The sequence below is a fragment of the Aeromonas sp. R6-2 genome (assembly GCF_040908155.1).
GTDB lineage: Bacteria > Pseudomonadota > Gammaproteobacteria > Enterobacterales > Aeromonadaceae > Aeromonas > Aeromonas schubertii.
This window is the reverse complement of record NZ_JBFODE010000006.1, coordinates 81,710-95,259: the sequence shown is the minus strand read 5'-3', so window position 1 is coordinate 95,259 and position 13,550 is coordinate 81,710. Positions and strand designations below refer to the sequence as shown.

12 protein-coding genes and 1 riboswitch are annotated in these 13,550 nt (G+C 59.4%); of the genes, 2 read left to right on the top strand and 10 right to left on the bottom strand.

Annotated elements, in window-relative coordinates; all coding sequences use genetic code 11:
* Nucleotides 1-54: 54 nt before the first annotated feature.
* The 8 genes from fabF to yceD all read right to left on the bottom strand — a co-directional run bounded on the left by fabF (nt 55) and on the right by yceD (nt 6,192).
* Entirely contained in the window at nt 55-1,296 is a 1,242-nt protein-coding gene (gene fabF, locus AB5Y48_RS00745; RefSeq protein WP_136613504.1) for a beta-ketoacyl-ACP synthase II, read from the bottom strand.
* Nucleotides 1,297-1,379: 83 nt separating this feature from the next.
* On the bottom strand, nt 1,380-1,616 hold the full coding sequence (gene acpP, locus AB5Y48_RS00740) for an acyl carrier protein (protein WP_005352645.1): 237 nt from the start codon (nt 1,614-1,616) through the stop codon (nt 1,380-1,382).
* Between the two features lie 157 nt (nt 1,617-1,773).
* Entirely contained in the window at nt 1,774-2,508 is a 735-nt protein-coding gene (gene fabG, locus AB5Y48_RS00735) for a 3-oxoacyl-ACP reductase FabG (RefSeq protein ID WP_050664845.1), read from the bottom strand.
* Between the two features lie 14 nt (nt 2,509-2,522).
* The gene (gene fabD / locus AB5Y48_RS00730; RefSeq protein WP_368163439.1) at nt 2,523-3,458 is read right to left on the bottom strand and encodes an ACP S-malonyltransferase; all 936 of its coding nucleotides are present in this window, start codon (nt 3,456-3,458) and stop codon (nt 2,523-2,525) included.
* 30 nt (nt 3,459-3,488) lie between these two features.
* Nucleotides 3,489-4,448: a beta-ketoacyl-ACP synthase III gene (locus AB5Y48_RS00725; protein ID WP_050664843.1), complete on the bottom strand. Its 960-nt coding sequence runs from the start codon at nt 4,446-4,448 to the stop codon at nt 3,489-3,491.
* Nucleotides 4,449-4,456: 8 nt separating this feature from the next.
* Nucleotides 4,457-5,476, bottom strand: a complete 1,020-nt coding sequence (gene plsX / locus AB5Y48_RS00720; protein ID WP_050664842.1) for a phosphate acyltransferase PlsX — start codon at nt 5,474-5,476, stop codon at nt 4,457-4,459.
* A gap of 9 nt (nt 5,477-5,485) precedes the next feature.
* Nucleotides 5,486-5,653, bottom strand: a complete 168-nt coding sequence (gene rpmF / locus AB5Y48_RS00715; protein ID WP_050664841.1) for a 50S ribosomal protein L32 — start codon at nt 5,651-5,653, stop codon at nt 5,486-5,488.
* A 17-nt stretch (nt 5,654-5,670) separates the two neighbouring features.
* The gene (gene yceD, locus AB5Y48_RS00710; RefSeq protein WP_050664952.1) at nt 5,671-6,192 is read right to left on the bottom strand and encodes a 23S rRNA accumulation protein YceD; all 522 of its coding nucleotides are present in this window, start codon (nt 6,190-6,192) and stop codon (nt 5,671-5,673) included.
* Nucleotides 6,193-6,309: 117 nt separating this feature from the next.
* Between yceD and AB5Y48_RS00705 the strand changes: the two genes are divergently transcribed.
* Nucleotides 6,310-6,891: a nucleoside triphosphate pyrophosphatase gene (locus tag AB5Y48_RS00705; protein ID WP_368163438.1), complete on the top strand. Its 582-nt coding sequence runs from the start codon at nt 6,310-6,312 to the stop codon at nt 6,889-6,891.
* A gap of 81 nt (nt 6,892-6,972) precedes the next feature.
* On the opposite strand, the gene gbpA is transcribed toward AB5Y48_RS00705, so the two are convergent.
* Both gbpA and rluC read right to left on the bottom strand, forming a co-directional pair.
* Nucleotides 6,973-8,388: an N-acetylglucosamine-binding protein GbpA gene (gene gbpA, locus AB5Y48_RS00700; protein ID WP_368163437.1), complete on the bottom strand. Its 1,416-nt coding sequence runs from the start codon at nt 8,386-8,388 to the stop codon at nt 6,973-6,975.
* Nucleotides 8,389-8,453: 65 nt separating this feature from the next.
* Nucleotides 8,454-8,539: riboswitch (cyclic di-GMP riboswitch) on the bottom strand.
* Between the two features lie 246 nt (nt 8,540-8,785).
* Entirely contained in the window at nt 8,786-9,730 is a 945-nt protein-coding gene (gene rluC / locus AB5Y48_RS00695) for a 23S rRNA pseudouridine(955/2504/2580) synthase RluC (protein ID WP_050664838.1), read from the bottom strand.
* 418 nt (nt 9,731-10,148) lie between these two features.
* On the opposite strand from rluC, the gene rne reads away from it, so the two are divergent.
* Nucleotides 10,149-13,034: a ribonuclease E gene (rne, locus tag AB5Y48_RS00690; protein ID WP_368163436.1), complete on the top strand. Its 2,886-nt coding sequence runs from the start codon at nt 10,149-10,151 to the stop codon at nt 13,032-13,034.
* Nucleotides 13,035-13,550 lie beyond the last annotated feature (516 nt).

The window sequence follows — 13,550 nt, the reverse complement described above, 5'->3', positions numbered from 1 at the left end:
TAAAAAAGCCCGATACCAGGGGTATCGGGCTTGATGGTGATCGCCCCGGGACGATTATACGCGTTTGAAGATCAGCGAGCCATTGGTGCCGCCGAAGCCAAAGGAGTTGGAGAGGGCATAGTCGAACTCCCCCTTCTTGGCCACATGAGGGACCAGATCGAGGTCGCACTCATCATCCGGGTTATCCAGATTGATAGTCGGCGGCGCTATCTGGTCGCGCAAGGCCAGCACAGTGATGATGGCCTCAATGGCGCCGGCGGCTCCGAGCAGGTGACCGGTCATCGATTTGGTCGAGCTGACCATCACCCGGCCGGCATGCTCACCCATCACCTTCTTCACACCGCGCAGCTCGGCCACGTCCCCAAGCGGGGTGGAGGTGCCGTGAGCATTGATATAGCCAATCTGGGCCACATCGATGCCGGCATCCCTGATGGCGGCCTGCATGGCGCGGGCGGCGCCGCTGCCATCATCGGGCGGCGCTGTCATGTGGTGCGCGTCACCGCTCATGCCAAAACCAACCAGCTCGGCATAGATCCGGGCGCCACGCGCCTTGGCGTGTTCGTACTCTTCCAGCACCAGGACTCCGGCACCATCCCCCAGCACGAAACCATCGCGATCCTTGTCCCACGGACGGCTCGCCTTTTGAGGCTCATCATTACGGCTGGAGAGGGCCTTGGCAGCGGCAAAGCCACCCATCCCCATCGGGGTCGAGGCCTTCTCGGCGCCGCCGGCGACCATCACATCCGCATCGCCGTAAGCGATCATACGGGCGGCCATGCCGATGGCATGAGTCCCGGTGGTACAGGCGGTGGTCACGGCGATGTTGGGCCCCTGGATCCCCTTCATGATGGAGAGGTGACCCGCCACCATGTTGATGATGGTGGACGGCACGAAGAAGGGACTGATCTTGCGGGGACCCCCCTTGGCCAGGCTGTCGTGGTTCACTTCGATAAGACCGAGGCCACCGATACCGGAGCCGATAGCCACACCGATCCGCTCGGCATTACTCTCATTGATCTCGAGGGAAGCATCTTCGATGGCCTGCAATCCAGCCGCGATACCGTACTGGATGAAGAGATCCATCTTGCGGGCATCCTTGCGGCTGATGCCATAGGCTTCAGCATCAAAATCCTTGACCAGGCCGGCAAAACGGGTGGGGAAATCTGTGGTATCGAAGTGTTCGATGTGGCTGATACCGCTTTGGCCCTGAAGCAAGGCCTGCCAGCTGGTTTCGGCACTGTTGCCTACCGGGGAAAGCATGCCCAGGCCGGTCACCACGACTCTGCGTTTAGACACTGAGGTAGTCTCCGAGGGGGAATTTTGGGGAAAGCTGGATAAAAGAAGCGGCCCTCAGGCCGCTTCTCGCAACACAGGAGAGATTACTCCTGGTTGGCGTTGATGTAGTCGATAGCCGCTTGAACAGTGGTGATCTTCTCGGCTTCTTCGTCAGGAATCTCGGTATCGAATTCTTCTTCCAGGGCCATTACCAGCTCAACGGTGTCCAGGGAGTCAGCGCCCAGATCGTCGACGAAGGAAGCGCTGTTCTTGACGTCTTCTTCTTTAACGCCCAGCTGCTCGACGATGATTTTCTTTACGCGTTCTTCGATGTTGCTCATGACCTGAATTTTCCTTTAAAAATACGCAATTGCGTCTGGTTGCAGTAGTTTATTCAATTGACGTGAGTTTGCAAGCAACTTGCTTCTGGTCAAACCACGAAAATACGCGAACGTCGTCGTAAAATCGCCATTTTGGCCAGAACTCGCGACAAAATGGTTACACCATGTACATCCCGCCGTTAACATGCAGGGTTTCGCCGGTGATGTATCCTGCATCGCTGGATGCCAGGAAAACCACGGCGGCGGCAATCTCTTTCGGATCGCCCAGGCGGGCAGCCGGTACCTGGTTCATGATGCCAGCGCGCTGATCATCGTTCAGGGCACGGGTCATGTCGGTCTCGATAAAGCCGGGTGCCACCGCGTTGACGGTGATACCACGGGAGGCCACTTCACGGGCCAGCGCCTTGGTGAAACCCACCAGACCAGCCTTGGCGGCAGCATAGTTGGTCTGCCCTGCGTTCCCCATGGTACCCACCACGGAGCCAATGCTGACGATGCGACCATAGCGCTTTTTCATCATGGCTCGCAACACCGGCTTGCTCAGGCGATAGAGAGATGTGAGGTTGGTCTCGATGATGTCATTCCACTCATCATCTTTCATCCGCATCAAGAGGTTATCACGAGTGATACCTGCGTTGTTGATGAGAACATCCACATCACCGAAACGCTCCTTGATGGTCGCAAGCACCTGTTCAACGGAGCCGGCATCGGTCACGTTGAGCGCCAGCCCGCAACCCTTGTCACCCAGATAGGCACTGATGGCCTCGGCACCGCTCTCGCTGGTGGCGGTTCCCACCACCTTGGCGCCACGCTCGGCAAAGGCTTCGGCGATAGCGCGGCCGATACCACGGCTGGCACCCGTCACCAGAACGACCTTGTCAGTAAAGCTCATCTCGTTACTCCTGCTTAATTAACCTTGGCCAACGCCGCCTCGAAAGAGGCGGGATCGTTGGCATGGATCCCTTCGACGCGCGCATCACAGCGCTTGGCCAGGCCGGTGAGAACCTTGCCCGGGCCCATCTCGATGGTGAGGGCGATGTCGGCATCGGCCATGGCCACCACGCTCTCGCTCCAGCGCACCGGGCTGTAGAGCTGGCGTACCAGCGCCTGCTTGATGGCTGCAGGATCGCTCTCGCGGACCACGTCTACGTTGTTGATAACAGCGATGGCCGGGGCCTTCACCTGGATCTGCTCGAGGGCGGCAGCCAGCTTCTCGGCCGCCGGCTTCATCAGGGCGCAGTGGGAGGGAACGGAGACCGGCAGCGGCAGCGCCCGCTTGGCACCCGAGGCCTTCATCAGGACGTTGGCACGCTCGACAGCCTCTTTGTGACCGGCGATGACTACCTGACCCGGGGAGTTGAAGTTGACCGGAGAGACCACCTGCCCTTCGGCCGCCTGCTCGCAGTTAGCGGCGATGGTGTCGTTGTCCAAACCGATGATGGCGGCCATGGCGCCAGTGCCTTCCGGTACGGCCTCTTGCATGGCCAGACCACGCAGCTCGACGAGCTTCACTGCATCGGTAAAGGCCAGGGCGCCACTGCACACCAGCGCCGAGTACTCACCCAGGCTGTGACCGGCCATCACGGCCGGCTGCACACCGCCCTGGGCTTGCCACAGGCGCCACAGGGCGACCGAGGCGGTGAGCAGAGCCGGTTGGGTGCGCCAGGTTTTGCCGAGCTCTTCGGCCGGGCCTTGCTGCACCAGTTCGAGCAGGTCGTAGCCCAGCACCTGGCTGGCCTCGGCGAAGGTCTCCTTGATGAGAGGGTGCTGCTCGGCCAGCTCGGCCAACATACCCACAGACTGGGAGCCCTGTCCCGGGAAGACAATAGCGAATTGAGTCATCTCAAACTCCTTACGAAGAGGAAAGCGGGATCAGAAGCGAACCAGGGCAGAGCCCCAGGCAAAGCCGCCACCGAACGCCTCAAGCAACACCAGTTGGCCGCGCTGAATTCGACCGTCACGAACCCCTTCGTCGAGGGCGATCGGGACGGAGGCGGCGGAGGTATTACCGTGCTTGTCGAGGGTCAACACCACCTTGTCGAGGCTCATGCCGAGCTTCTTGGCGGTGGCGCTGATGATACGGAAGTTGGCCTGGTGCGGCACCAGCCAATCGAGTTCGGATGGCGCAATGCCGGCTGCCGTGAGCGTCTCGGTAACGATCTCGCTCAGTCGGGTCACCGCCACCTTGAAGACGTCGTTGCCCTTCATGTACATGTAGGCTTCCAACTCGCTGCCACTCATGCCACGACGTGGCTGCGGCAGCTTGAGCAGATCCCCGTAGCGACCATCCGCGTGCAGATGGGTCGAGAGGATGCCTGGCGTATCGGAACGGCCGATCACCACGGCCCCTGCCCCATCACCAAACAGGATGATGGTGCCGCGATCGCTGGGATCGCACATGCGCGACAATACGTCGGCCCCGACCACCAGAACGTGACGGGCAGCGCCGGATTTCACGAACTGATCGGCAATAGCGAGCGCATAAGTGAAGCCGGCACAGGCAGCGGCCACATCGAAGGCGGGAATGTTGGTCACGCCCAGCATGGCCTGCAGCTCGCAGGCGGCAGCGGGAAAGGCGTTTTCGGCACTGGTGGTGGCCAGCACTATCATGTCGAGATCGGCCGGGGTCAGTCCGGCAGCCTCGAGGGCGCGCTGAGCCGCCTTGCAGCCCAGACTGGCGACGGTTTCACCCTGGTCGGCGATGCGGCGTTCGCGAATACCGGTACGCTCCACGATCCACTCGTCACTGGTTTCCACCATCTGTTCAAGGTCGGCGTTGGTGCGCACCGAGGCGGGCAGATAGCTGCCGGTTCCCAGAATTTTGCTATGCATATGTGTGTTTATTGATCCCTGTCGGAGAGGACAGTTTCCAGGCGATCGGCTATTTGGGCAGGGAGTTGTGCTTTGACTTCTTCCGCAGCCAGCATGATCGCGTGACATAAGGCGCGCTCGTTGGCGCTGCCGTGACTTTTTACCACAATACCGCGCAATCCTAACAGACTGGCGCCGTTATACTGGTCGGGGTTCAGGGTTTTAAAGCGTCGTTTGAGCAGAAATGAGGCGAGTTGGCCAATAAAAGTGCGTCTCGAACCCTCAACGCCCACCATGCGCCCCATCATCCGGGCTACCCCTTCGGCCGTCTTGAGGGCCACGTTACCCACAAAACCATCGCAGACGATCACATCCGCCTTGCCGGTGAAGAGTTCGTTACCCTCCACATAGCCGATGTAGTTGAGGGCCGGGCACTGGCCGATAAGCTCGGCGCTGTGGCGCACCAGGTCATTGCCCTTGATCTCCTCTTCCCCCACGTTGAGCAGCGCCACTCTGGGTCTGGCTATCCCCTCCACCCGCTCGGCCACCACGGATCCCATAACGGCAAACTGCAGCAGGCTGTCGGCGTCACAGCTGACATTGGCGCCCAAGTCGAGCAGGTAGGTGCGTCCCCCCTGGATATGGGGTAACCCCTTGACCAGAGCCGGCCTGTCAACACCGGGCAGTGATTTGAGCACACACTTGGCCATGGCCATCAGAGCGCCGGTGTTACCAGCGCTGACACAGGCCGATGCCTCTCCCTGTTTGACCAGATCGAGTGACAGGCGCATGGAGGAGTCTTTGAGGTGACGCAATGCGTGGATAGGCTTGTCTCCCATGCTGACCACCTGGCTGGCATGGAGAAGGCGCACACGGGGGTGGGTAAGCAAACCGTGCCGCGAGAGCAGATCATGACAACGTGAGAGATCCCCAACCAGCACAAGGTGTAACTGGGGCATAAGCGACAGTGCCTGCACGGAGGCAGGCACTGTAACCGGGGGGCCGTTGTCTCCCCCCATCATGTCTAACGCAACGGTGAGCGCAGACAAGGGCTCGCCTTAGGCGATAACCTTTTTGCCACGGTAGAAACCATCGGCAGTCACGTGGTGACGACGATGGGTTTCACCACTGGTCTGATCAACAGTCAGGGCAGCAGCGGTCAGGGCATCGTGGGAACGACGCATGCCACGCTTGGAGCGGGTTTTACGGTTCTGTTGTACGGCCATTTAGGCTAACTCCTAATTCACTTACGTTTGAGTTCTTCAAGAACTGCAAAGGGATTCGGGCGCTCATCAGCAGGTTCGATATGACCCCAGCTCATCTCCATCTTCCCTCTCGGGCACTCATCCACAGGGTGCATGGGTACCAGAGGCAGGGCGAGGATGAGTTCATCCTCGAGGATCTGATGCAGGTTTATCTCCCCATTTTCATCCAACTCAATGGGCTCATAAGCTTCCGGCAGCTCTTCCTCGTCAGTTCTTTCGAACATCGGAGTGTAGACAAATTCGGCTTCGCAACGGTGGGCAAATGACTCTCCACAACGTTGGCAAACCAGATTGACCTCGGCATGGGCAGTGCCTTTCATAACGGTCAGTCTCTGGACATCTTTACCAAAGTGCAGTGACACATCCACATCACCGAGCAAGCCTGCGGTTGATTCCTCCAGCCTGGGCATCTGCGACTTTTCCACAACCCCGACATAATCGAGGAGCTTCAAGGCACTACGGACTGGATCAACCTTAACGGGCAACTTCACCTTTTGCATAGGGCGCGAATGATATAGTTCCAAGAGGTTATAGTCAAAGGAAAAACCATTTATTGCGATGATTTTTAACGCACAACTCCCTAGAATGCCGGGACCTGCCCTCATCGGAATAACAGTATGCCAGAAAAAGTGATCCTCGCCTCCACTTCTCGCTATCGGGCGGCCTTGCTGGCCAAACTTGGGATGGCATTTGACACCGAAGCACCCCGTGTTGATGAAACGCCTCTGCCCGGAGAAACGGCTCCCGAGCTGGTACTCAGACTGGCCATCAGCAAGGCGCAGGCGGTGGCCGATGGTCGTGATCATGGGTTGGTGATCGGCTCTGATCAGGTGTGCGTCTGCGATGGACGCATCCTCGGCAAGCCCGGCAATTTCGACAACGCCCTGACCCAGCTCAAGGCGGCCCAGGGAAGCCGCGTGATCTTCTACACTGGCCTGTGTGTGATCAATGCAGTCAGCGGTGAGAATCACTCTCTGGTAGAGCCCTTTACCGTCCATTTTCGCACCCTCGACGAGGCCGCCCTGACCCGCTACCTGCTGGCCGAGACCCCCTATGACTGCGCCGGGAGCTTCAAGAGTGAAGGCATGGGGATCACCTTATTCAGTGCACTCGAGGGGCGCGATCCCAATGCCTTGATAGGGCTACCCCTTATCGGCCTGGTGGAGCTCTTCAAGCGCCACGGACTCGCCCTCCCCTGACAAGGGTGAGGCTACCCCTTGCGAATTATGGAAAAGAGGCCTGACGGCCTCTTTTCCTTTCATTGCGTCTCTTGATACGGGTCAATTCACCTTGTCCCAGGCGCTCTGCCAATGGGAGCCGCTACCTGGCTCATACTGGGTGGCGCTGCTGGTCCACTGGGTACAATAACCACTATAGGGGAAGGGCTTGCAGCGGTAGATTTGACCATCTTTTGGCTGCAGCACCCGGGTCCCCGCCTCATAGCGCTTGAGTCCCTCCGGGAAGCGGTAGTCGTAACTCTGCCCCACCTCGCTGAACATCAGATCGGCGGTCTGCTGCAGTGCATCCCCACCCTTCTTGGGGATCCCCTTCACGACCAACTGATGATGGCCGGCACTGAGTCCCTCAAGCGCCAGGCTCAAGGTACGTTGCTCATTGGAGAGCTCCTGGCTTACCTCACCACGGGCAACACCACCGTGATCATACAGCGTGGCCGTTACCGTCATCTCCCCTCGCACCGTCACGATAAAATCCAGGGTCAACTTGCCTTCATTGAGCAGATGATCGCTCGGCAGAGTGCCAATCGACAGACTCTGCTCGAGGGGTGGTTGCTGCTGCTCAACCTGGATTTCGACGCGTTCCAGACCGCTTCCCTGTTTGAGATAGAGGAGGTTCTGCCCATACACCGGATTGAAGGTGCCATCGCTGCCCTGCTGACCAGCCCGAATATTGACCTGCTCGGCATTGATGCGACTCGCCAGTGCATGTGCCCAGTTGTTCTTCTGCCCCTGCTCTTCACTGGCGATGGTGAGCGTGGTCTGCAGATCCGCGCGCTCTCCATTTGCATCGAAGACCCGAGTCAATACCCGGTCTCCCATCTCCAGATCCAGTGAGGGGTAGATGGCCCCCCCCTGCTGCCAGGGCGAGGAAGGCGGCTCACCACCTCGGAAGCGAGCATCGATGAGGTTGTAGAAACTGTTGCTGGTGTCCCCCACTTCCCATACCCCCAGGATCAGCTGATAGCCGGAGCGCTCTGGCAAGGTGCAAGCGTGGGTCATCACCTTGGGAGGTTGTTTCATACCCCCATCGATGACACAGAAGGGGGTGGGTTCGAAGGCGTCGCGGGTCAGTGGACGATTGGGATCCCACTCGGGGCGCGTCAGGTAGTAACGCCAGTTTCGGGTGACGTGGTTGGCGGTAAAGGTCCAGGTGATCGCCAAGGGGCCGGCGCTCACCTCGCGCTTGGTCCAGCGATCGCTGGTCTGGGCATTGAGCTCGCCAAATTGACGGTGACCTGCCGAGGCGATCTGTCCATCCGGCGGCCCTCCCTGAGGAAATCCCGATGGCGCCTCCAGGCTCTGAGGCTCCCACTGAATGGCGCCGCACTGGATATTGCCGCCGCTCTTGCACAAGGCATTGCGCGATTCGGGGGTACTGATGTAACCGTGAGCGACTACGGCACTGCTGGCACCAAGGGTACAGAGCAGAGCCAGGGCTCTGAGATGGGTGGCTGTCATACACTCCTCGCAAAAACATGAGTTGAAAGACAGTCACTTGGCTTTCGCACTGGCGCCAAAGCACCAATGGCAACCCCGCTATCATGGGCATGTGCCGTTAGACCGGAGGCTTTGCGTCCTGACCTTTCGAGTCAGTTTGCCAAATGACCTGTGTGATCGAAAACGTCGGGGATCGACTTTCTTCGACTCACGAAGCATCTCATGTGCGATCGTTTAATCAATGACAGATATAACAGCGCAGGACGAAACCGGTAATATAGCCATAACTGACTGATTTGTTATGACCAAATCTGACATTTTGGGAATTCGGTGCGGCATACGGCCAGTGCAGAAGGGCAGATAACGCCCCATGAGAAACGACTCCCCACCGGGGGCGGTGGGGAGCGCAAGCGAGCGGTTATCGCTCCAGAGTATTCAAGAAGGCGTCCAGTGACTCGCCAAGAGGGGCTTCGACCTTGATCTCCCGCCCGTCGGCCGGATGAGCGAAGGTGAGGCGCCAGGCGTGCAGGAACAGGCGATTGAGCCCCTTTTCACGCATTTTTTCGTCAAACTGCCTCTCGCCATACTTGTCATCACAGGCGATTGGGTGACCGGCGTGCTGGGTATGCACGCGGATCTGGTGAGTACGTCCCGTGATGGGGCTGCACTCCATCAGGGTTGCCTCGGCAAACTGGCGCACGATGCGAAAACGGGTCTCGGAGGGCTTACCCTCGGCACTGACACGCACGATGCGTTCGCCCGACTGCAGCTCGTTTTTCTTGAGCGGCGCAGTGATCACCTTGACGTGGGACTGCCAACAGCCACGGACCAGCGCCAGATACTGCTTACGCATGGTCTTGACCCTTAGCTGCTCATGCAGGCTGCGCAGGGCGCTACGCTTCTTGGCAATGAGCAACACGCCCGAGGTGTCACGGTCCAGGCGATGTACCAGCTCCATGAAGCGGGCCTCGGGACGCAGGGCCCGCAGTCCTTCGATGACACCGAAGCTCAGCCCGCTGCCACCGTGTACCGCCATACCTGAAGGCTTGTTGAGCACTATGATGGCATCATCTTCAAACAGAATCTGACCTTCGAGACGCTGTATGCTGCCAAGGTTGGCCGATGGCAGCTCATTTTTCTCTGCAACCCGAAGGGGCGGCACACGCACCTCATCTCCGGTTTCCAGCTTGTACTCGGGCTTGACGCGTTTTTTGTTTACGCGAACTTCGCCTTTGCGCAGGATGCGATAAATCAGGCTCTTGGGGACACCTTTAAGCTGAGTCTTGAGGAAATTATCGATGCGCTGCCCTTCATGCTCAGCCTCGATGGTGAGCAGCTGCACTTGTTGTGTGATCTGTGTCATAGGCCGCGAATTCTAGCACCCTCCCCCCACCCTTGGCTGCCCTGTTTTTGCAAAAAGCGTGAAAATTGCTGCCTTGCTATGAAACCGATTTAAATGGGATAATAACGACGGTTTTGTAAGACCGCTCAAGCCTTGTACAACGTGGGCGTTTCATCTCCCATTCCGCCCGTCAGGCCAAGCGAAGTCCCTGTGCCAAGGAGCGATGTTGCAGCAGGGTGAGCGCAGTGCACAAAACCGTTTTGTCTTCACACTGGAATCCTTTTCATCCCTGCTACATCAGGGCATGACCGATGCGCCCAAGTTTGTTGCGCCTCATGCGTACCCCAACCGGGAGGTTGCCACCGTATGCTGCAGACCCGAGGCCGGCGCAGGACAGGAGCGTGTGAAGGAACACACATGACACAACAATGAGAACTCAATGAAAAGAATGCTAATCAACGCGACTCAGGAAGAAGAGTTGCGCGTAGCGCTGGTTGACGGACAACAGCTCTACGACCTCGATATTGAGAGTCCGGGACACGAGCAGAAGAAAGCCAACATCTACAAGGGCAAAATCACCCGCGTAGAGCCCAGCCTCGAAGCTGCTTTTGTCGACTACGGCGCCGAGCGCCACGGTTTCCTGCCTCTCAAGGAGATCGCCCGCACTTACTTCCCCTCCGGTTATTCCTACCAAGGTCGTCCCAACATCAAAGAAGTGGTCCGCGAAGGCCAGGAAGTGATCGTCCAGATCGACAAGGAAGAGCGTGGCACCAAGGGTGCAGCCCTCACCACCTTTATCAGTCTGGCTGGCAGCTACCTGGTGCTGATGCCGAACAACCCGCGTGCCGGTGGTATTTCCCGCCGCATCGAGGGTGACGAGCGGACCGAACTCAAGGAAGCCATGAACGGGCTGACCGTGCCGGACGGCATGGGCCTCATCGTGCGCACCGCCGGTGTGGGCAAGTCCCAGGAAGAGCTGGAGTGGGATCTCAACGTCCTGCTGAACCACTGGGAATCGATCCGCAAGGCCTCCGAAAACGTGGCCGCACCTGTGCTCATCCACCAGGAGAGCAACGTCATCGTGCGTGCCATTCGCGACTACCTGCGTCGCGATGTGGGCGAGATCCTGATCGACAACCCGACCGTATTCGAGCGTGCCAAAGCCCACATCGAGCTGGTGCGTCCCGACTTTATCAATCGGGTCAAGCAGTACAAGGGTGAAGTCCCCCTGTTCAACCACTTCCAGATCGAGAGCCAGATTGAGTCGGCCTTCCAACGTGAAGTGCGCCTCCCCTCCGGCGGCAGTATCGTCATCGATCCGACCGAGGCGCTGACCTCTATCGACATCAACTCGGCGCGCGCCACCAAGGGTGGTGACATCGAGGAGACGGCCCTGCAGACCAACCTGGAAGCAGCCGACGAGATAGCCCGCCAGCTGCGCCTGCGTGACCTGGGTGGCCTGATTGTCATCGACTTCATCGACATGACCCCGGTGCGTCACCAGCGCGAGGTGGAAAATCGCCTGCGCGAGGCCGTGCACCAGGACCGCGCCCGCATCCAGCTGGGCCGCATCTCCCGCTTCGGCCTGCTCGAGATGTCCCGTCAGCGTCTGCGCCCCTCTCTCAACGAGTCCAGCAGCCATATCTGCCCCCGTTGCCAGGGTCAGGGCGTGATCCGCGACAACGAGTCACTGGCACTCTCCATCCTGCGTCTCATCGAAGAAGAGGCGATGAAGGACAACACAGAGCAGGTGCATGGCCAGGTGCCGGTCGATGTTGCCGCCTATCTCCTCAACGAGAAGCGCGCCGCCATCGCCAGCCTCGAGCAGCGTAACGATGTGCGTGTCTATATCATCCCGAACCAGCATCTGGAGACCCCACACTACGAGGTGACCCGGATCCGCAAGAACGAGATCCCGGAAGCAGCCAGCTACGAGCTGAAGACCGAGGTGGTCAAGCCGACCTACCAACCCCGTCAGGTGCAGGTTGTCGAACGCGATCAACCGCTGTTGCAAGGCTTTAGCCAGCCGTCCAAGCCGGCCCCTGTAGCTCCTGTTGCGGCTGCCCCGGCCAAGGTGGACGCCGAGCAGACCAAGCCCGGTTTCCTGAGTCGTCTGTTTGGCTCTCTGTTTGGCACCGCAAAGGCGCAAGCCGAGACTGCCGTCCCGGCTGCCGAGCCGGAGCAGAAGGCCCATCAGAAGGGGGATACCCGTCGTCGTCAGCCACGCGAAGAGCGTCAGTCCCGCGGTGAGCGCAGCAACGAGCAACGCCGTGACCGTCGTCGTGACGAGCGCCCTGCCCGTCCAAGCGATGAGCAAAAGAGCGAAGCTAACCGCGAAGAGCGCAACAAGCGCCCCCGTCAAGAGCGTGAACCTCGTGAGGAGCGCCAACCGCGCCAGCCCCGTGAGCCCCGCGCTGAGCGTGCACCGCGTCAGGAGCGTGAGCCTCGTGCCGAGCGCGTCCCCCGCCAGGAGCGTGAACCCCGCGCAGAAAAGCCGGTGCAACAAACGACCCAGGGCGTGAGCGAAGAGCAGAGCGTACGGGTTGAAAAAGAGCAGCGCGTTGCCGAGCGCCGCGAGCGTCGACAGATGCGCAAGCAGGTTCGTGTCGAGGTCAGCGAGTCCGCAGCCATCACCGAGCCGGTAGCTCAGGCGGTAGAGGCCGTAGTCGCGGCTCCCGTGGTAGAGCAGGCTCCGGTCATCGCAACCGAAACCGTACGGGAGTTCCAGCCCGAGCTTGAGCCGGTACTGGGTACCCAGGCTCATGTACAGGCTGACGTACCGGCACCTGTCGTGACCGAGGAAGAGAACGATGCTCGTCCCCGCCGCCAGCGTGAACCGCGAGCCCCCCGTGAAGGACAGCAGCGCCGCAAGCGTATCAACGAAGATGTCCGCCGCCAGCGCGAAGAGGAGCCGGTTGCTCAGAGCTCAGAGCCGGTATCTAACGTTGAGGTGGTCGTGGCTGCCGAGCCTGTCGTTGAGCCTGTCGTTGAGCCTGTCACCGCTACAGCCGAAGTGGCCAACGCTGTCACCGTCGAGGTGCTGCCGGTTGAGGTAGTGGCCACCGTGCCAGCAGAGCCGGCCATCGAGCCCAAGGTTCAAGCCCAGGTCAAATCCAGACCGGCCAACCAGGGTGCGACTGGAGTCCTGGCCAGAGCCCGCCGCGCTACCGCGCCCATGACCAAGCCCGAGCCGGCACCGGCCCTGCCAACACGCGAAGCTGTTGACTACCCGCCGCTCGAGCGCGCCGAAGTGGTTCGCTCCGGTCGCCACGGTGGCCGCAGCGCCGCCGACCACCAGGCAACCAGCCCGGCCGGCCGTCCCTAAACCAGGCTGAAAGCGTCTGAGTACACAATCCCCGAGCCAGTCTCGGGGATTTTTTTATTGCTCGGTATGCATATCTTCAACAAGTCTCGTGCATCTATCAGCGGCTTCGAACCGTTTGCAAGAGTAGACCAGCGAGCGTCTCCCCTCTCCCATCGATACCAGACCCTATTACAGCCTCCATGCATATATCCCCTTGAATTCCCACTGATGGCTCTTCCTCTTACAAACAGGTTAATAAGCCGGGGGACCTGCTATTGCTCAATATTTAGGACCCTATATTAGTGTGATGGCATATATTTGATGGTTCATTCTCAACAGAGACCAGAGATGTATGACCGTTAAGGTGTGGCATGAACACAATAGCGATAGCTGGAGGGCCAGGCTTGCTAACGACAAAATACACAGCGCTGGATTACATTCTCGAAAACAGGGTGTCGAAGGCTGGAGTGGCAAGCGTATCGCATACCGGCGTGCGGGATTGAGGGACAAAAAAGCCGGTGCATGGCACCGGCTCTC